This is a genomic window from Smaragdicoccus niigatensis DSM 44881 = NBRC 103563 (genome assembly GCF_000380645.1).
Classification (GTDB): domain Bacteria; phylum Actinomycetota; class Actinomycetes; order Mycobacteriales; family Mycobacteriaceae; genus Smaragdicoccus; species Smaragdicoccus niigatensis.
On the sequence record NZ_AQXZ01000017.1, the window covers coordinates 26,371 to 44,562 of the forward strand.

Sequence of the window (18,192 nt, forward strand, 5' to 3'; positions counted from 1 at the left end):
CCGGAATACCAACCCTTATAGGGGCAGGCGAGCAACGTCGCTGAGCGGAAAGAAAGAAATTCTCGCAATGGCAACCATGAAGCTGTCGACCTCCCGTGCGCTCCTTCTCGGTACTCTGTCCACCGCAATCGTCACCGGCTCGATGGGCGTCGCGAACGCCGCAGCCGCCCACAACTGGGATGGCGTTGCCAACTGCGAGGCGAGCGGCAACTGGGCCGCCAACACCGGAAACGGCTACTACGGCGGTCTGCAGTTCTCGCAGAGCACCTGGGCTGCCTACGGTGGTATGAGCTACGCCGCGAGCGCTGACCTTGCGAGCCGCGAGCAGCAGATCGAAATCGGTGAGAAGGTTCTTGCCGACTCCGGTGCCGGCGCCTGGCCGTCGTGTGGCGCGTACCTCTGATCGCCACCCACTGACTCAAAACACCGCACGCAGCAATGCGTGCGGTGTTTTCTTATCCCATGAAGGGCCAGGTCCGGCTCGCCGAGATCGTGGCGGCGCTCTCGCTCGGCATCGACCTTGGGTTCGGGCAGCCGATGGAGCATGTGCTGCGGCAGTGCCTCATCGGGATGCGCCTGGCTGAGCTCACCGGCCTGGACGAACGCCAACGCGTCGACGTCTATTACACGGCACTGCTGGTCAATGTCGGTTGTCATACCGACGCCCACGAGCAGGCCAAGTGGTTCGGCGATGACATCGCCCTCAAAGCGGACAAGTATGTGCACCGACTGGGGAGCTTCCGCTCGGTGATCGCCGGTCTGGGCCGGATCGGTGAAGGACGTCCGCCGCTGCACCGAGTCCGGATCGGGCTCGAATTCGCCATTTCAGGACATCGCGAGGTCGACAACATGATCGACCAGCACGCGGCGATGGCACGGCAGTTGGCGGAGCAGCTGGGGTTGCCGATGTCGACCCGGGAGGCGTTGGCCGCCGCGTACGAACAATGGAACGGACACGGGTGGCCCGGAAAGCTGCGCGCGGAACAGATTCCAATGGCGGCGCGGATCGCGCAGCTGTCTGAGTTCCTCGAAGTCGCCTATCGGGTCCGGGGCATCGATGCGGCCGCGCAGGTGGCGCGGGAGGGTTCTGGTTCACAGTTCGACCCGCTGCTGTGCGATCTCGTCGTCTCCCGGCGCAACGAGGTGTTCGAAACGGCGGACACCGACGAGACGTGGAACCGGGTGATCGCTTCCGAGCCCCAACTCGCGGTCCCGCTCGACGACGAAACGTTCGATGCGGCGCTACGCGCGGTGGCGACCTTCACCGATCTCAAGTCGCCTTACTCGATCGGCCATTCCCTCGCGGTCACCGTGCTCGCGGAGAGCGCGGCCTCGATCGCCGGACTCGATCCGGAGGCGAGGACGACGTTGCGTCGAGCCGCTTTGCTTCACGACATCGGACGCCTCGGCGTCTCGAATGCGATCTGGGACCGTCCCGCACCGCTCGGACTCGGCGATTGGGAACGCGTCCGGATGTACCCGTATCTGACGGAACGAATGCTGAGCCAGGCACCGGAGCTTGCTCGAATCGGGTCGATCGCCGGGCAGCACGCGGAACGACTCGATGGCAGCGGCTACCCGCGCGGCCTGGCCGGAGCATCCATATCGCGGAGTGCGCGACTGCTCGCCGCCGCCGACGTCTACCAAGCGCTGCGCGAGCCGCGTGCGTATCGGCCTGCGTTCGCGGACTCGGAAGCCGCGAGCCAGTTGCGCGCCGAGGTCAAGGCTGGGCGGCTCGACGCCGACAGCGTGGATGCGGTCCTTGCCGCCGTCGGTCATCGCGTCCCGACGAAGGCCAAACATCCGGCGGGATTGACCAGTCGTGAGGTCGATGTTCTGAGACTGCTGGCGCGCGGCAGTTCGAACAAGGACATCGCGACGCAGTTGGTGGTCACCCCGAAGACCGTCGGCAAACACGTCGAGCACATCTATACGAAGATCGGGGCCTCCAGTCGGGCGGCGGCCGGCTTGTTCGCGGTTCGATACGGACTGCTCCCAGAAGATACGGAAAATGCCTGATTTCTCGAGTGCCGTACGTCCCTAGCGTTATCGCCAGGAAAGTACGAACTAGGAGGACTGAGATGAGCTTCGGGGAATGGGCGTTCGCCCACGTATACGACGCACTGATGTCGGGCAGCGAAAAGAAGGGCCTCGCCGACATGCGCCGCGACCTTCTCGGCGGTGCGAAAGGCGAGGTTCTCGAGATCGGTGCCGGTACGGGCTTGAACCTGCCCTTCTACGGCGACGAGATTTCCGGCCTGACCCTCGCCGAGCCGTCGAAGTCGATGATCGGGCAACTGAATCGCAAGGTCGAACAGGATCGGCCCGGCACGATGGTGCTACGGGCCCCCGCCGAGGATCTGCCGTTCGAGGACAACAGCTTCGACACCGTCGTCTCTACCCTCGTGCTGTGCTCGGTCGACGACCAACCGCGCGCACTGCGTGAGCTGCGTCGTGTGTTGCGACCGGGGGGAGAGTTGCTGCTCCTCGAGCATGTCCGGTCGTCGAAGCCGAACATCGTCACGTGGCAGAACCGGCTCAACGGGGTCAACCAATTCGTCCTTCAGGGCTGCAATCTGAACCGCCCGACCCTTGACCAGGCTTTGCAGGCCGGCTTCCGTCGGGGTGCGATGACATCGGGCGAGTTTCCGGAGTCGCCCCCGTTCATCCGCGAGCTCATCATCGGCACCCTCGTCGCCTAGCTTTTCGCCTGGTCAGGGCGCTCCTGTAACGCAAGTCACAAATTGATCACGAACACCTCTGGGTCAGTGTCACCGCCGGTGCCTCACAAGTCACATCCCTATCGTCTGTTGCTGAAGGAACAGCAAAAGATCGACCGCTGGGGTGAACAGAATGAAGGCATCGGCGTTGAGCCTGCAGCGGACACCGCGCCAGCGGGTCTTCATCCACATCGGCCTCCCGAAGACCGGCTCTACCTATCTGCAGGACCGCCTGTGGCGGAACCGCCGCGCCGCCCTGCGGGGTGGGCTGCTGTATCCCGGCGAGACACACGATGCGCACTTCCAGGCGGCGACTCACCTGCAGCCCGAGCGCTACCTCGACTGGGCGAACCCGGCCTATCACGGCATCCTCGACAAGCTTGTCAACGAGATCCGGCACTGGCCGAGGACATCGATTCTGTCGCACGAACTGTTTGCCAACGCCAGCGTCGATCGCGTGCAGGAACTCGTCCATAAGCTCGACTTCGCCGAAGTTCACGTCATCGTCGCTGCGCGTGATCTCGCCCGCCAGATTCCCTCGGTGTGGCAGGAGAACATCAAGAACCAGTACACGACGAGTTTCGAACAGTTCGTCGCTGACGTCGCGTCGGAGAATCCGGCGACGGACCCGTTCTGGGAGTTCCAGGACGTCACCCGGATTCTGTCGACGTGGGGTTCGGTTGTTCCGGCCGATCGCATGCACGTGGTCACGGTGCCGTCGAGCAGTGCGGGGACCGGGCTCCTCTGGGATCGCTTCTTGTCGGTGCTCGGTATCGATGGATCATTTCTTCCGCTCGAGATCGAATTCTCGAATTCCTCGCTCGGAGTCGGCGGACTCGAGGTACTGCGCCTCGTCAACCAGCGCGTGCGCGGCAACATTGATTGGTGGCGTTACGAGAACGTCGTCAAGAATCAGCTCATCGGCTCGGTGTTGGCGCACCTCGACGATCAGGCGCTGCCGACACTTCCCGAGGAGGCGCGCGAGTGGGCCGTCGAGAAGTCGGCGTCGATCGTCGCGCACATCGTCGACGTGGGGTTTGACGTCGTCGGCGATCTCGACGAGTTGCAGCCGGCAAACGCCGCCCGTGGATGCTCCGAAATGGGGGAGCGGGAAGTTCTCGCCGTGGCTGTGGAAGCCCTCGTCGGCATGATCAACACGATGCCGGAACCCGAGATCCGTTGGTCGGCAAAGAACACCGCGAAAGGCATGCTGCGCGCTCCGTACACCCAGCTGGCGGCGATGCGCTTCGCGTTCGAGCGTCGGTTCGCCAACGGCAGCTGGGCGTCCTAACACGCCTCGGGCATGCCCGCGCCCGTGGAATGTGAGATAGACCACAATTCGTTTCGCGATTATGGTTGCGGGATACACCTGATTGGTACGCGCTGACCTGCATGAACCATGCGGATGTGGGTGGCGATTCGTCCTGCGCGATGTCCGGATTGTTCCGTTGACATTCTTACGGAATTCCTATCTCACTCATAACTGCAGCTAGTGGGCGGTTTTTGAATAGCGAACACCCGGCTAATTGAACGATGATCATGATTTGTGGCGTATTCCACAATGTGTTTCGTAATTGTTTCGTGATGAACATTCTGAATTCTCTGGTTAATGTTCTCCATGATTCTGCGGGCTGGAACAAACCAGTTTGAAGCTCGCGCTCCAGGGGTAGGCATCGTCGCCGCTCCGCCGGGTGCCACGGCACTCGGTTGACCACGGAGGAACCGAAACCAATGGCATCCAAGTCGATCAAGCGCGCGGTCAGCACCGCTCTGATTGCAGGGCTCTTCACTGCAGCTGCAACGGCTCCGGCCACGGCGCAGAAGGCGCCGGCTCACGCTTCCTCCGCCTTGCCCGCTACGTGGTACACCGAAACCAACACGAAGGCCGCCGCGATCGCGCCGTTCATCCCGGCACCGCCGCCACCGCCGCCCGTCGTGGTCCCGGAGCCCGTCCAGGAGATCGTCGCCCCGATCATCGCCGCCGTCTCGTCGGTCGTCGACTTCGCCACCGGCAAGGTCGGTTCGCCTTACGTCTACGGCGCCAACGGCCCGTCGGCGTTCGACTGCTCGGGTCTCGTGCAGTGGTCCTACGCGCAGGCCGGCAAGTCGATCCCGCGTACCAGCAACGAGCAGTGGGCGGCCGGTACTCCGGTCAGCCTCGACGCCATCCAGCCGGGCGACATCGTCGTCATGTACGGCGGCGGGCACGTCGGCATCTACATCGGCAACGGACAGATCGTCCACGCCCTCAACGAGGGCACCGGCGTGATCATCGACGCCATGTCGAATTACGGCGTCGACGGCGTCGTCCGCTTCTAACGACCGGTCCCGCTGAACCCGTGGGACGCAAGGACTGCCGCCTGGCTCGATCCCCCGAGCCGGGCGGCTTTTCTGTGCGTATGATCCCGGCGTGTCCACGATCTCACCGTCGTCGATGATCAGCGTCGCAGAGGTGCTCTCTGCGCTTGCTCTGGCGACCGATGTCGCGACCGGGGTGCATTTCGAAAAGAGTCTGCAGACCTGCCTCGTCGCCGATGCCTTCGCGCGCGATCTCGGACTCGATGAACGGGATCGCCGGGCGACGTATCACGCCGCGCTGCTGCGGGGGATCGGATGCACGAGCAACGCGTCCGAGTCCGCCGAACTCTTCGTCGATGACGTTGCCTTCCAATCAGCGTTTCACGTGCTCGACGTGGGGCGTCCGGACGTATTCAGCTCCCAGCTCTCCCGATTCGGCGCGTGGGTGCCGGGCCGGCAGTCGGAACTCGCGCAGCGGTTCGTCGAGGTCGCGCCGACCGTCGGCCCGCTCGCCACGCGCGCCGGGTGTGAAGTGAGTCGTGCACTGGGCGCAGGCCTGACGCTCGACGATGCGGCGATCCGCGCTCTCGACGAGGTTTATGAACGCTGGGACGGGATGGGGCTGCCCAATGGTCTCCGCGGTGATCAGATCGCCCTGCCGACGCGCATCGTGCATATCGCCGAACAGGCGGTGCTCGCGGCCGCGACCGGTGGACGGGAGCGTGCGGTCTCAGAGGTACGCGCGCGAGCCGGCGGACAGCTCGACCCCGAACTGGTGGCCCGGTTCGAAGCCAGCGTGCTGGATGTCATCAAGCATCCGGATCTCGTCGCTGCCGTGGTCGCCGCCGAGCCCGGCGAGCGTTCGAAAGTCGCGTTCGGGAACGTCGACCGGTTGTGCCTGACGTTCGCGATGGTGGCCGACCTCAAAGGTCGATATTTGCTCGGCCACTCGACGCACGTGGCTCAATTGGCCACCGACGCGGGCCGTCTCTTGGGGATGAGTGACCTGAGTGCGGTCCGGGCGACTGCGCTCGTTCACGACATCGGCCGCGTGGCCGTCTCTGCCGAGATCTGGGATCGACCGGGACCACTCGGCGTCGCGGACTGGGAACGCGTTCGGCTGCACAGCTATTGGAGCGGGCGCATTCTGCAGCGGTGTCCGGCGACCAAACAGTTCGCACGCGATGCGGCATCGCATCACGAGCGATGCGATGGGTCCGGGTATCCGCATGGCGCTGCGCGTGGCGAGGTGTCGGCGACGGCCCGTTTGCTCGCCGCGGCCGACCTGACCGCCGCCCTCACCGAAGAACGATCCCACCGGCCTGCGCTGAAGATCGGTGACGCGGCGGCAACCGTTCATGCCGAGGTCAAAGCGGGGCGCATTGACCGCGACGCGGCGGCCGCCGTTCTCGAAGCGGCGGGAATGCCGAAGCCGCGCAATACCTATCCCTGCGACCTGACCGGGCGGGAAGTCGACGTTCTGCGTCTGGCTGTGCGGGGCAAGACCAACCGGGAGATCGCGGCGGTGCTCAGCATCTCCGACCGAACGGTCGGGCATCACCTCGCGCATGTCTACGACAAAACCGGCGTACGGACGCGGCCCGGTATCGCGGTGTTCGCGATGCAGCACGGACTGCTGGTCGACTGATTCGGCGAATAGGTCGAACGACCGATGTGTGACCCACGTCGCTGAGCGCACTCTTTCCTCGTCGTAACAACGAGCGAGGAGCAAACCGTGATCACCACCCCGACCGACACCCGCAGCACCGTAGAAGCGATCTATGCCGCATTCGGCTCCGGCGACATCCCGGCGATTCTCGACCGACTCGCCGACGATGTCTCGTGGGACGCCGACTGGGCCGATAACTGGGCGCAGACGCGAGCCACCCTGTCGCATTTCCGTCCGCGCCGCGGACGCGAGGCCGTCGGTGAACTGTTCGCGGTTCTCGGCACCTACGTCTTCCACGAGTTCACCGTCCATGACGTCATGAGCAATGACCGTCGCGCGGTCGCCATGATCACCATCGAGTTCACCGCCCCGGACGGGACTCATATCCGCGACGAGGAACTGCACTTGTGGACGTTCGACGAGGCCGGACTGGTGTCGTCGATCCGCCACTACGTCGACACCGCGAAGCACTCGGGCTCGGCGCCGGCCTAGTCCGCCCACCACAAAGGAGAGAAGAAATGGCAATCGCAGTGGTGTTCGACTTCGACAACGCGACTCTCGAACAGTACGACCAGGTGATCAAGCTGATGGAACTGGAGCCCCGCGGCAAGGCTGCACCCGGCTCACTGTTCCATTGGGTGACGAAGACCGACAACGGGATTCGGGTCACCGATGTGTGGGAGGACCAAGACGCGTTCGAGACTTTCGCGGCCGAACAGATCGGCCCGTTCGCGGCACAAGCGGGGTTCACGGACGAACCACGGCTGACCTTTTACGACGTGCACAACTTTCTTACAACGCCCTAGGGATGCGAAAAAGGCCACTGGCCGGCACCATCGCCGACCAGTGGCCTGTTTGTCTCAGTGCGCGAACAGCTTGTCGACGCTGCTGAGGATCGACGGCATCGGCGCGTGCATCGCTTCGAGCTTCGCCGTGTACTTCTTCAGGTCGGCGAGCAGCAAATCAGCCATATCGTGCGACATTCCGGCGCGGACCACGACGCGCAGCACGGCCAGATCCTCACGGTTTGCCGGGAACGTGTACGCCGGAACCTGCCAGCCACGTTCCCGCAGACGATCGGACACATCGAAGACCGTGTAGTTCTTGACGCTGTCCTTGAGCTTGAAGGCGAAAACCGGGAGATCGGTTCCGCGCGTGACGAGCTCGTACGGACCGATCTTCTCGACCTCGATCGCCAGATACTGCGCGACGTCCGCACTCTGCTGCTGGACCTTCCGGTAGCCCTCGAAGCCCAGCGCCGTGAACATGAAGTACTGCGCGACGACCTCGCTGCCCGGGCGGGAGAAGTTGAGCGAGAACGTCGGCATGTCACCGCCGAGGTAGTTCACGTTGAAGATGAGCTCTTCGGGCAGGTATTCCGGGGTGCGCCAGACAACCCAGCCGACGCCCGGATAGACAAGCCCGTACTTGTGGCCCGACGCGTTGATCGAGACCACTCTCGGGATCCGGAAGTCCCAGATCAGTTCGGGCTGGATGAACGGCGCGACGAAACCACCCGACGCGGCATCGATGTGGAGCGGGATGTCGAGGCCGGTGTCTTCCTGGATGCGGTCGAGTTCGGCGGCGATCTCCGCGAACGGCTCGTACCGACCGTCGAACGTCGATCCGAGAACGGTCGCGACGCCGATCGTGTTCTCGTCGACGTACTCACGCAGTTTGTCGGCGGTGAGGCACAGTTTGTCGCCGTCGAGGGGGACGAGCCGCTCCTCGACGTCGAAGTAGCGCATAAATTTGTCCCAGCAGACCTGGACGTTCGCGCCGGTGACGAGGTTCGGTCGCGATGTGTCCTTGCCCAAGGCCTTCATCTTCTGGCGCCACCGCCACTTCATCGCCAGGCCGGCGAGCATGACCGCCTCGGATGAACCGGTGGTCGAACAGCCCATGGCGTTCTCCCCAGCGGGGGAGTTCCATAGATTGCTGATGATGTTGACGCAGCGGGACTCCATCTCCGCGGTCTGCGGGTACTCGTCCTTGTCGATCATGTTCTTGTCTGCGGTTTCGGCCATCAGACGGTCGGCGAGTGCCGGCATCTGCGTGGTGCAGAACGTCGCCAGGTTGAGCCGGGCGGAACCATCGAGGAGGAGTTCGCTCGAGATCATCTCGTAGGCGTTCTCGTAGCCACAGCCCTGCGAATGCAGGAAGTACTGCGGCGCACGCATGTAGTCGACCGGCTCCTGCTCCGGGATCGGCTTGGCCGACGACGGCCCTGCCGGGGGAGGCGCAGTCGGTGGTGTCACGGCTTGCTGTGCGGTCACCACGACCGAGGGAGCGGGAGCCGCCTCCGGCTTGGTCTTGAGGGCACCGAGCACCCTGCCGGTCAGTGCGCTGCCGAGATCGGTGGCAGCGGTGATTCCATGTCCGAGCACCTCGCTCGATCCGGAGATGACTCCGCTGACATCGCCCGACGCCGCGGCCGCCAGACTCCGGTCCACCGCAGCCGCCACATGGTCGGGTAGGACGGCCGCAGTCAGCCCTTGCCGTGTCGCTTTCCGAATGATTTCGTCGATCCCGGCTTTCTGCACCAGGCCCATTGCAACCTCCCCATTTGCTGCTTTAGGTAGTGCTGACCGTACGCCGGGCACCTGTGGCGTTTTCTTGATTCGGCAAACCTTGGATGCGTACCAGACATTGGGTATTTGTTGACGTGTGCTGACTACGCCGGACCGTCTCGCGCTGCCGATAGACAATCGTCGCTTTTGGGACGATCTGTCCGATTCCGGCCGCGACGAGCTGCTGGCGAGCAACGCTGTGTGGGTCGGACATGCCGATGGTTTGCCGTGCGAGATCCGGCACCGCGCGAATGTCAGTCAGTTGCCGGGTGAGCAGAAGCGGCTCGAGGCTCGTGCGCAAGAACTCCGCGGTCGAATGCCGGTCCCGACTCGCTTTCGGTTCGCACCTTCTCCGGAGTCGGTCGAGCTTTGGTACACCGAACGCAAGCTCAAGGCGATGGCACGGATCACGGGGATTCTGATCCGAATTCCCGAGGCGAAGCTGATGGCGGTCGATCTGGTGTCCGGGCAGTGGGCGATGGCCGCGTTCGCGATCGGCGACCCCGACACTGCCGACCACATCTCGACCACCGTTCCGGGCGTCGACACCAACGTCGACGCCTCGATGGAGGTGATGGTCAACCAGGCACAGTCGCTCCAGACCGAAGGACTCAAGCAGTTGAGTCTGGCCGGGCGCGGTGGGGAGACGTTCGCCTGCATCGCGTGGCTCGACTACGAGCCGCCGCAACATGAGGGCCCGGAGCCCGGCGCCAAGTACCTCGTGTGGGTGAAGGCCGCGCAGAAGCAGAGTGCGCTGCGCGGCGCGAACAAGCTCGCTCGGTTCTGTGACGGCCTTCGAGTCGCGAGCACACACCAGCTTCCGCACTTGTCCTTGCTCGGGCATTCGTACGGTTCTCTGACGGTCGGCTTGTCCTTGCAGGATCCGCACCCGGGCCAGCCGGTTCGGGATGCGGTGTTCTACGGATCGCCGGGTGTCAACGCGGCCGATGAGTCGAATCTGGGGCTGCCGCCTGGGCACGGGTGGGTCATGCAGGCGCCCGAGGACTGGATCGCGCACCTCGGCCGTACGCATCGGTTTGGGCCCTCGCCGGGGGACGCGCATTTCGAGAAGCTGTCCGTCATGGCGGGGTTGAGTCCCGACGGAGTGATGCGAAAAGGCGCGGCCAGCCACGCCGATTACCCGCGTGCGGGACAGATGTCCGAATACAACCTTTCCGTTATCGCCGTTGGCCTGTATGACCGTGTGGTGCGTGCGTAGCATCTGTCCGTGCGAATCGCCATGGTGCATAGCTTCTACACGAGCGAGAACCCCAGCGGCGAGAACCAGGCGGTCCTCGACCAGTTCGCGGTGCTCGAAGCCGCAGGTCACGACGTCGTTCTCATCAACCGGAAGACCGACGAAGACAGCCAGCAGCCGCTGTACAAGGTCCGGTCGGCGTTCCGCGCGGCCAATATCGGCGGACCGGACCCGAGCCCGGAGCTCGAGAAGTTCCGCCCCGACATCGTTCATGTGCACAATCTGTTCCCGAACTGGGGGACCGGTTGGTTGAAGAAGTGGACGCACAACTCGGTCGCGACGCTGCACAACTTCCGGACCCTGTGTGCCGCCGGATGGCTCTACCGCGACGGGCATGTGTGCCATGAATGTCTCGAGACGAGTTCGCTCGCCGCGATCCGGCACAAGTGCTACAAAGACAGCCCGATCGCGAGTCTGCCCTTGGCGATCGCGACTCGGGACAGTGGAAAGTACGCGGCGACTCTGCAGTATCCAACGCGGCTCATCGCGCACACCGACCCGTCGGTCGCACTGTTCGAGAGCCTGGTCGGGCCGAAGGTCGACAAGGTCCCGTACTTCGTGAGCGACACCCCCGTCACCCGATCCGATCGGACGACAGGCTCGTGGGTGTTCATCGGTCGTCTCGGGACCGAAAAGGGGATCGACTGGCTCATCGAGAACTGGCCGCGGGAACAGCGACTGACCATCATCGGGTCGGGCGGACTCGAACCGACTGTCCGGGAGGCGGCAGCGAAGGAGCCGAACACCTTCGATTACGTCGGTCAGCTTCCGTATGCCGAGGCACGTGCGCTCATCGCCGGCTCGAAGGGCGTCGTCGTGTCGAGTCGCTGGCCCGAGACCGGTCCGCTGACCGCCATCGAGGCGCTGCAATCCGGCACCCCACTAGCGGTCTCAGACTCGATCGCGCAAGCCAACGAACTCACCAAGAACGGTGCGGGCGTTCAGTTCAACATCGAAGCCGGGGCCGCGAGCCTGCGGGCCGCCCTCGAGCAACTCGACGAGGGTGCGGTCTCGCGAGACAGCGCGCGTGCCCGGTTCGAAGAGGAGTTCAGTGCGAAGGTCTGGCTGTCGCGTGTCGAGCAGACCTACGCGAAGGTCCTCAATCCGAAGGATTTCGCGTGAGGCGGAGTCTCGCGGTGGCGGTGGCGATCGTGGGCTGTGTGCTGAGTGCGTGTAGCAATGCAGACGCCCCCGCGACGTCGAGTACATCGAGCACGGTGACGACGTCTGCCGAGGCGTCCGATCCGCAAGCAGTCGGCCGGAGGATCCAGGAGTTCTACCGGACGTACCTCGACGACCACACGCGTCCGCGCGAGTACTGGGTGCAGTCGGGGTACATCACGCCGGCCGCCGCGGATGCGCTTCGCCAGCGTCCCGGCGCGGACCTGGTGACGTGCAGCCAGAATCCGCTCAAGTACTCCGAATACACGTTCTCGACGCCGAAGATCGGCGGCGACACCGGCACGATGTGGGTGCGCGGAAACTACGACTACATGTCCGTCGAGATCGACCTGGGACTCGTCAGGACTGACGGTTCATGGAAGATCAATTCGTTCGAATGCGTCGTATAAACGCGGCTCGGTCGTATTGAGAGATAGCTCACGATTGGTTTCGAACCCGGCGATTAGCTGAGCGGGCTGACAAGCCCTCTTCCTGCGCAGATATGGTTTGCTACGCGCTTCGGTCGCGCGCTGTCGTCCCGAATGGTGGATTTGACGAAGCAGCAACTTTCCAGGCGGCGCGAAACGCGCAGGTCAAATAGGAATTCTTGCCCTGAATTCGTGCGGAATTGTCGTGGAATTTGACCTTGGTGGCTGAGATCGCAGCCCTTGACCTGCAGGTTTGCATTGGGAATTCGATCAAGGAATTAAGTAATCTTCCGATGTTCAATTCCGACGAAGGGCCACCAGACCAATGCGCAAAACGACAACGCGAGTGGCGCGAACGGCGTTGATCGCGGGTCTCGTTTCGTCGGCGGTTTTCGTGCCCTCGGGTGTGCAGGCGGCCACCGAACGAGCTCCCCAAGCCCTCGTCCAGGTCGTGCCTGCACCGCCCTCGGTGCCGCGCATTCCGAAGCCGGCTCCCGTGTCGCGGGGACAGCAGGTCGCCTCGATCGCGCTGACCCGACTCGGTTTGCCCTATGTCTGGGGCGCGACCGGACCGGACGCGTTCGACTGCTCGGGGTTGGTCCAATGGTCGTTCGCCCAGATCGGGGTCGCGATTCCGCGGACCAGTGAGGCGCAGGCGACCGGTGGCGTGCCGGTTCCGCTCGACGCACTGCAGCCCGGCGACGTCATCGTGTACTACTCCGATGCGCACCACGTCGGCCTGTACATCGGCAACGGACAGATCATCCATGCCTCGATGGAAGGTGTGCCGATTCTGTTGGCAGACGTGAACTCGTGGCCGATCTACGGTGCCTACCGCTACGTGTGACCCCGGATTGTCGTGAACACGGCTCCTGAACCAACTGAAGAATCCCACCCCGGTGACTTGCTCTCGCCGGGGTGGACGTCTTTTTGCCGGCTGATGGTCAGCGGGGGCTGATCGTCAGGGGGACTGCCGCGTTCAGGGTGTGGCCTACCGGCGAGGTTGCCGCGACCTTCGCATGCAGATCGGCGATCGCTTCGTCGCTGGCACCGGCCTGCAGGTCCACGACCGCGCGGATCGCGGAGAATCCCGCGTGACCTTCCGCAAGTCCGAGGAATACGTGCAGGTCGAGGTCACCTTCGAGGGAGATCGACAGCTCGTCGATCGCGATCCCGGCGATCGTCGCGTTTGCCGCGTATCCCACGGCCAGGCAGTTTCCGAGGGCGGAGAGCAGTTGCTCGACCGGGTTCGGAGCCGTGTCCGAGCCACCGAGGGTCGCCGGCTCGTCCGATCGGATCGCGTCGAAGTTCCGGACGCTGGCCTCGGTCTGGAACGCTCCGGTCCATCGAACGTCGCTGGACCACTTCGTGTGGGCCTTTGCCGGTGCCGCCTGGATCGCGGCCACGAGGCCGGCGACGGCGGGCAGATTGACCTGGTTGAGGGAGATCGTTGATGTCATGGCGCCACTCTGTCGTCGATCGCGCAGGCGGCCAACGGTTTCACTCAGCGTGCGCAATACGTGGTCCGGGCAACTCTGGCGTGGTGGCGGCCGTCACTTTGACCTGGTGAACTGGGCCACTAAAACCGTGGTCGATTATGGTCTGAATTATTCATAATGTGCCGTTGACCTGTGCATACACCATTGTTTGATCATGTGTCCGAATTGTCTTCCGAAAATGTTGCAGCCACAAATCCAAATGGATATCTGCTTTAATAGTTGCAGTTCGAAATTGAAATTCAAGACATCGAACGCCCCGGATCGGCGCTGAGCGACCTGCCCCCCGACCGGATGACTCAACCCAAACAGGGGCAGGCCGGCAAAGACGCTGAGCGGTGAGAAGGAATCAAAGCAATGTCGAGCCTCCGGATGTTCAACACCCGAATGCTGATTGCTGGTGCTGGTGTCGTCGGAATCCTTGGTGGATCGGTTGGTGTCGCTTACGCAGCAGACCAGACCGAAGCCCCGATCAAGGTTGAAGCGACCTCTGTTGCTGTGGCTTCTGCTCCCGCCCCTGTTGTTCCCCACTACTCGGGTAACTGGGACGCCGTCGCGGCGTGCGAGTCGGGTGGAGACTGGCACATCAACAACGGCAACGGTTACTACGGTGGCCTTCAGTTCGACGTGAACACGTGGAGTGCCTACGGCGGAACCGCCTACGCTGCGACCGCCGACGGTGCGACCCGCGAACAGCAGATCGAGATCGCGGAGAAGGTTCTCGCGGCACAGGGCATCGGCGCATGGCCGGTCTGTGGCAAGAACTTCTAATAGCCTGAACGACAAAGAAGCGCGCATCCAATGGATGCGCGCTTCTTTGTGTCTGGCTAGTGGATAACCTTTTCGAGGATTGCGACGGCTGCCGCTTCCTGGTTGGGAATCTCGGTCGAGTTCTTTCCCTGCACCTCAACGCCGACGAGCGCCTTCTCGCCGACCGCCATCGCGGAACTCTTCGTCGTCGATGCCCAGGCCACGCCCTTGTCGCCGACGTTGATCGAGTGCGGCGACGCGCCGGCCGACAGGCCCTCGGACTTCATCGAAGCGATCTCGTCGTCGGCGATGAGCTTCGATCCCGACACGATGATCACCTCGTATAGGTCGGAGGAGGTGGCCGGCTGGTAGTAGCAGGCGGCGGCCACGAAGAACTCCGGTGCGGCGGTTGGGCCTTTGACGTTCGCGCCGAGCAATCGCGAGATCTCCGCGCCGGTTGGGCAGGTCATGTCCGTGCCGCCGGTGACGTTCGAGACGGCGTCGCCCACCTTCGTTGCGACCCACCACGTGAAGGCGATGCCGCTCAGGACGATCACACCGACGATGACCAAGACCGGAATGAGCCAGCTGCGGCTCGATTTGGGCGGTGGGAGGTAGGGCTGCTGCCCGGGATATTGCTGGCCAGGCGGATATCCCGGTCCAGGCGGATATTGCTGTGCCGGATATTGGGGCTGTGCCGGATACCAACGCCCATCTGGACCTTGCTGCCATCCGGGTCCCTGCGGTGCGCTCATGTGGCCCTCTCCGACGCAATGTACGAGTGGTGCGTGCCACTGAATTCTAGTGACCGCTCGCACAGATCGGCTACTTGAGTGACTTTCTAAAACAGGTGCTGACCTGCGGAAAAGTAGATATCTTCAAGCCATTCATGAATTTCCTCCGAAAATGGCGGTGGAACATTTTCAAGATCGTTGGCGATTTCCATTTCGACGACAGAACGTCGTTAAGTGTTGCCCGACACGCAGGGGAGCGCACGTGCTACGCGCCGTGCGCTCCTTTTGTCGTCTCGAGCTAGCTCAAATGGGCCCGTCTGTGTGCGATTTTTGAGAAATGTGTGGTCCGCGTCACGTTACCTAGGTGGTCCGCGCCACTTCAAGTGCGTGAGCCCCGCCACAAAACGGGCCCCGATTTTGGTTGCCGATAAATGAAATATGCATGCTGAGCTGGGCAAACCTTTGTTTGCCAATATTCGCCACGCGACACGCGGGTCATTCCAATTAATACCCACTTATGGCAAAGTTATTCACGAACGAAATACGGATTGAAATTCAGAGTTACAAAGAATGGTTTCAATCCACCGGCTCGGCGCTGAGCGACCTGCCCCCCGACCGGAACCCAAACCCTTGAAGGGGCAGGCCGACTGAATCCGTCGAGCGGCGAGAGGAAATTTTTTTCCAAATGGCCGACCTCCAGATTTCGACCACCCGCATGTTCGTCCTCGTTGGCGCGATGTCCGCACTCGCTGCCGCCCCGATCGGCGTGGCCATGGCTTCGGAGCCGAACGCGACCGTCACCACTGATGTTGTTGCCCAGGCTGCTCCGGCTCCGGCCCCCGCGCCGCTCCCGGCTCCCGCTCCGGTTATCGAGCAGGTTGCCGTCATCGACGCGCCGGCTTACGCCGGTGGTCACAACTGGGACGCTGTCGCCCAGTGTGAGGCGGGCGGCAACTGGTCCATCAACACCGGAAACGGTTACTACGGTGGCCTCCAGTTCTCGATCGACACCTGGAACGCCTACGGCGGTGGCGAGTACGCCGCGCGCCCCGACCTTGCTTCGCGTGACGCCCAGATTGCGATCGCCGAGAAGGTTCTCGCTGCTCAGGGTGCCGGCGCCTGGCCGACCTGTGGCTCGAACCTCTGATCCAGAGACGCTGAGTTTCAGCCCTCAGTAACACGAAACCCTGCACGCCCCACCGGACGTGCGGGGTTTCGTCATGTCCGGGTGCTATTCACTTCACCCGGCGACATTCGTGGCCGTCGATTCCGGGCAGAACATCTGCGGATTCGTGACGACCGGGCCGTGCCCGGATGACGAGCCCGCGACCGTCGGACAGCTTTGGGCGCTCTATGTCGACCCTGACTCCTGGGGCCGCGGCGTGGGGAAGGCTCTTCTCACGTTGGCGCGGAGCCGGCTCGTTGACCAGGGTTTCGTTGAGGCCGTGCTGTGGGTTTTGGTCGGCAACGAACGTGCGGAACGCTTCTATCGGCAGGACGGCTGGGTGTCGGACGAAGTGACCAGGAGCGACGTCGTGTGGGGTGTGCGGGTTGAGGAACTCCGTTACCGCACGGCGCTGTAAAGATTCCGTGCCGATCCGGCAATCTGTCTTGTACGCAATGCGACTCGCGTGATCGCATACCTCTCGTGCAGAAGCGGGGGCGGTTCCGGACGGCGGTGCTCTTCGCCATGTCGTACCTGGGGATCACCGTGGGAACCTGCGGGAACTGCTGGCGTTGCCGCGTGCGGTCGGCGCTTGGAATCCGGCCGCTGTCACGCCAGACGATGAACGCTCTCGCCGGTTTCTGGGTCCGTCTTTCCACCTTCATGCTCTGGCAGTTCATGGTCATCCAGGCGATGCTGTCGCCGACGGGATGCACCGGTCACCGCAGGTCGCGCGCTCGATTCCGGAGGAAGGCCCGCTCGCGTTCATTGCGGGTGAGACCTGCCGCGCGTTCGAACTCGATTCTCGCGTCGTCGAGGCGTCCGAGCTTGGCGAACAGGTCCGCGCGCACCGCGGGCAGCAGGTGGTAGTCGGGTAGGTCGACCTGGTCGAGGATCGCGAGCCCGGCTTCGGGTCCGTCCGCCATCGACACCGCGACCGCGCGATTGAGGTCGATGATCGGTGACGGCTCGAGGTCGTTGAGCTGGCCATAGATTCGTGCGATTTCTCGCCAGTCTGTCTCGGCTGCGGTGCGAGCCCGGGCATGGCACGCCGCCAGCGCTGCCTGTAGGGCGTACTTGCCTTGCCGGCCATCGGTCTTGGCCAACGCGTCCAGGCCGCGCCGGATCAGCAGGTGGTCCCAACGACCGCGGTTCTGCTCGAGCAAAGTGATCGGCTCACCGTCGGAGCTGGTGCGGGCGTTGATGCGTGATGCCTGCAGCTCCATCAATGCCACGAGACCGTGCACCTCGGGCTCTCGCGGCATGAGTCCCGCCAGAATGCGGCCCAGACGCATCGCCTCCGAACAGAGTTCGGGGCGCATCCAGTCTTCGCCCGCGGTGGCGGCGTAGCCCTCGTTGTAGATGAGGTAGATGACTTCGAGAACGGAATCAAGTCGCTGGGGAAGTTCGGCCGCCTCCGGAATTTCGAATTCGGCGTCGGCCGTTTGCAGCGTTCGTTTCGCGCGCACGATCCGCTGTGCCACCGTCGCCTCCGACACGAGGAACGCGCGTGCGATTTCCGCGGTCGTGAGTCCGCCGAGCAGCTTAAGGGTGAGGGCCGTGCGGGCTTCCGGGTTCAGGACTGGATGGCACGCAATGAAAATCAGTCGAAGCAGGTCGTCCTCGATCGGTGGCGGGATCTCGGCTTCGTGTTCGGTTTCCAAGGTGCGGGCGATCTCGGCATGCTTCTTGTCGAGCATGTCCTGGCGGCGGAACCGGTCGATCGCGCGCCGCTTGGCAGTCGTCATGAGCCACGCTGCCGGATTACGCGGAACGCCCTCGCCGGGCCACTGTTCGAGGGCTGCGACGAGGGCGTCCTGGGCAAGTTCTTCGGCGAGGCCGACGTCGTGCGTGACGCGGGTGAGGGCGGCGATCAACTTGGCGGACTCGATCCGCCACACCGCTTCGATCCGGGCTCGAACGTCGGCACTCACATCTGCCGA

Annotated in this window: 19 protein-coding genes; 15 read left to right on the forward strand and 4 right to left on the reverse strand. The window is 63.5% G+C overall.

Features of this window, described 5'->3' with window-relative positions; translation table 11 throughout:
- The first annotated feature begins 67 nt into the window (after positions 1-67).
- The 8 genes from F600_RS0112745 (at position 68) to F600_RS0112780 (ending at position 7,493) form a co-directional block, all read left to right on the forward strand.
- Positions 68-403, forward strand: coding sequence for a transglycosylase family protein (locus F600_RS0112745; RefSeq protein WP_018161008.1), 336 nt, complete (start codon positions 68-70; stop codon positions 401-403).
- A gap of 59 nt (positions 404-462) precedes the next feature.
- Entirely contained in the window at positions 463-2,019 is a 1,557-nt protein-coding gene (locus tag F600_RS0112750) for an HD domain-containing phosphohydrolase (protein ID WP_018161009.1), read from the forward strand.
- A gap of 62 nt (positions 2,020-2,081) precedes the next feature.
- Positions 2,082-2,702, forward strand: coding sequence for a class I SAM-dependent methyltransferase (locus tag F600_RS0112755; RefSeq protein ID WP_018161010.1), 621 nt, complete (start codon positions 2,082-2,084; stop codon positions 2,700-2,702).
- A gap of 151 nt (positions 2,703-2,853) precedes the next feature.
- Positions 2,854-4,011 (forward strand): hypothetical protein, encoded by a 1,158-nt coding sequence (locus F600_RS28005; protein WP_018161011.1) that lies wholly within the window; start codon positions 2,854-2,856, stop codon positions 4,009-4,011.
- A 440-nt stretch (positions 4,012-4,451) separates the two neighbouring features.
- On the forward strand, positions 4,452-5,039 hold the full coding sequence (locus F600_RS0112765; RefSeq protein WP_018161012.1) for a C40 family peptidase: 588 nt from the start codon (positions 4,452-4,454) through the stop codon (positions 5,037-5,039).
- Positions 5,040-5,130: 91 nt separating this feature from the next.
- On the forward strand, positions 5,131-6,666 hold the full coding sequence (locus F600_RS0112770) for an HD domain-containing phosphohydrolase (RefSeq protein WP_018161013.1): 1,536 nt from the start codon (positions 5,131-5,133) through the stop codon (positions 6,664-6,666).
- Between the two features lie 87 nt (positions 6,667-6,753).
- Positions 6,754-7,179 carry a nuclear transport factor 2 family protein gene (locus F600_RS0112775; protein ID WP_018161014.1) on the forward strand — a complete coding sequence of 142 codons (426 nt, stop codon included), beginning with the start codon at positions 6,754-6,756 and terminating at the stop codon, positions 7,177-7,179.
- A 26-nt stretch (positions 7,180-7,205) separates the two neighbouring features.
- On the forward strand, positions 7,206-7,493 hold the full coding sequence (locus F600_RS0112780; protein ID WP_018161015.1) for a hypothetical protein: 288 nt from the start codon (positions 7,206-7,208) through the stop codon (positions 7,491-7,493).
- Between the two features lie 54 nt (positions 7,494-7,547).
- Here F600_RS0112780 and gad read toward each other — a convergent pair whose 3' ends face one another.
- Positions 7,548-9,239 carry a glutamate decarboxylase gene (gad, locus tag F600_RS28010; protein ID WP_018161016.1) on the reverse strand — a complete coding sequence of 564 codons (1,692 nt, stop codon included), beginning with the start codon at positions 9,237-9,239 and terminating at the stop codon, positions 7,548-7,550.
- 115 nt (positions 9,240-9,354) lie between these two features.
- On the opposite strand from gad, the gene F600_RS28015 reads away from it, so the two are divergent.
- From F600_RS28015 to F600_RS0112805, 4 genes are all read left to right on the forward strand, one after another.
- A complete protein-coding gene (locus tag F600_RS28015; RefSeq protein WP_018161017.1) occupies positions 9,355-10,476 on the forward strand; it encodes an alpha/beta hydrolase in 1,122 nt (373 codons plus the stop codon).
- Positions 10,477-10,485: 9 nt separating this feature from the next.
- Positions 10,486-11,637, forward strand: a complete 1,152-nt coding sequence (locus F600_RS28020; RefSeq protein ID WP_156024571.1) for a glycosyltransferase family 4 protein — start codon at positions 10,486-10,488, stop codon at positions 11,635-11,637.
- On the forward strand, positions 11,634-12,086 hold the full coding sequence (locus F600_RS0112800) for a hypothetical protein (protein ID WP_156024572.1): 453 nt from the start codon (positions 11,634-11,636) through the stop codon (positions 12,084-12,086). Before F600_RS28020 ends, F600_RS0112800 begins: the two co-directional genes overlap by 4 nt.
- A gap of 343 nt (positions 12,087-12,429) precedes the next feature.
- Positions 12,430-12,951: a C40 family peptidase gene (locus tag F600_RS0112805; RefSeq protein WP_018161020.1), complete on the forward strand. Its 522-nt coding sequence runs from the start codon at positions 12,430-12,432 to the stop codon at positions 12,949-12,951.
- A 97-nt stretch (positions 12,952-13,048) separates the two neighbouring features.
- Here F600_RS0112805 and F600_RS0112810 read toward each other — a convergent pair whose 3' ends face one another.
- A complete protein-coding gene (locus F600_RS0112810; RefSeq protein ID WP_018161021.1) occupies positions 13,049-13,564 on the reverse strand; it encodes an OsmC family protein in 516 nt (171 codons plus the stop codon).
- A gap of 393 nt (positions 13,565-13,957) precedes the next feature.
- Here F600_RS0112810 and F600_RS0112815 point away from each other — a divergent pair, with 393 nt between their 5' ends.
- The gene (locus tag F600_RS0112815; protein ID WP_018161022.1) at positions 13,958-14,371 is read left to right on the forward strand and encodes a transglycosylase family protein; all 414 of its coding nucleotides are present in this window, start codon (positions 13,958-13,960) and stop codon (positions 14,369-14,371) included.
- A gap of 56 nt (positions 14,372-14,427) precedes the next feature.
- Here the strand turns inward: F600_RS0112815 and F600_RS0112820 are convergent, their stop codons facing one another.
- The gene (locus F600_RS0112820) at positions 14,428-15,105 is read right to left on the reverse strand and encodes a hypothetical protein (protein ID WP_156024573.1); all 678 of its coding nucleotides are present in this window, start codon (positions 15,103-15,105) and stop codon (positions 14,428-14,430) included.
- Positions 15,106-15,769: 664 nt separating this feature from the next.
- Here F600_RS0112820 and F600_RS32690 point away from each other — a divergent pair.
- Both F600_RS32690 and F600_RS28030 read left to right on the forward strand, forming a co-directional pair.
- Positions 15,770-16,231, forward strand: coding sequence for a transglycosylase family protein (locus F600_RS32690; RefSeq protein WP_018161024.1), 462 nt, complete (start codon positions 15,770-15,772; stop codon positions 16,229-16,231).
- 73 nt (positions 16,232-16,304) lie between these two features.
- Positions 16,305-16,667, forward strand: a complete 363-nt coding sequence (locus F600_RS28030; protein ID WP_018161025.1) for a GNAT family N-acetyltransferase — start codon at positions 16,305-16,307, stop codon at positions 16,665-16,667.
- A gap of 301 nt (positions 16,668-16,968) precedes the next feature.
- Here the strand turns inward: F600_RS28030 and F600_RS0112835 are convergent, their stop codons facing one another.
- Entirely contained in the window at positions 16,969-18,183 is a 1,215-nt protein-coding gene (locus F600_RS0112835; protein WP_018161026.1) for an RNA polymerase sigma factor, read from the reverse strand.
- Positions 18,184-18,192 lie beyond the last annotated feature (9 nt).

Excerpts from the sequence above, each read along its gene's own strand:
- F600_RS0112745 (WP_018161008.1), top strand. The coding sequence starts at position 68 with ATGGCAACCATGAAGCTGTCGACCTCCCGTGCGCTCCTTCTCGGTACT.
- F600_RS0112750 (WP_018161009.1), top strand. The coding sequence starts at position 463 with ATGAAGGGCCAGGTCCGGCTCGCCGAGATCGTGGCGGCGCTCTCGCTC.
- F600_RS0112755 (WP_018161010.1), top strand. The coding sequence starts at position 2,082 with ATGAGCTTCGGGGAATGGGCGTTCGCCCACGTATACGACGCACTGATG.
- F600_RS28005 (WP_018161011.1), top strand. The coding sequence starts at position 2,854 with ATGAAGGCATCGGCGTTGAGCCTGCAGCGGACACCGCGCCAGCGGGTC.
- F600_RS0112765 (WP_018161012.1), top strand. The coding sequence starts at position 4,452 with ATGGCATCCAAGTCGATCAAGCGCGCGGTCAGCACCGCTCTGATTGCA.
- F600_RS0112780 (WP_018161015.1), top strand. The coding sequence starts at position 7,206 with ATGGCAATCGCAGTGGTGTTCGACTTCGACAACGCGACTCTCGAACAG.
- gad (WP_018161016.1), bottom strand. The coding sequence starts at position 9,239 with ATGGGCCTGGTGCAGAAAGCCGGGATCGACGAAATCATTCGGAAAGCG.
- F600_RS0112805 (WP_018161020.1), top strand. The coding sequence starts at position 12,430 with ATGCGCAAAACGACAACGCGAGTGGCGCGAACGGCGTTGATCGCGGGT.
- F600_RS0112810 (WP_018161021.1), bottom strand. The coding sequence starts at position 13,564 with ATGACATCAACGATCTCCCTCAACCAGGTCAATCTGCCCGCCGTCGCC.
- F600_RS0112815 (WP_018161022.1), top strand. The coding sequence starts at position 13,958 with ATGTCGAGCCTCCGGATGTTCAACACCCGAATGCTGATTGCTGGTGCT.
- F600_RS0112820 (WP_156024573.1), bottom strand. The coding sequence starts at position 15,105 with ATGAGCGCACCGCAGGGACCCGGATGGCAGCAAGGTCCAGATGGGCGT.
- F600_RS32690 (WP_018161024.1), top strand. The coding sequence starts at position 15,770 with ATGGCCGACCTCCAGATTTCGACCACCCGCATGTTCGTCCTCGTTGGC.
- F600_RS28030 (WP_018161025.1), top strand. The coding sequence starts at position 16,305 with ATGTCCGGGTGCTATTCACTTCACCCGGCGACATTCGTGGCCGTCGAT.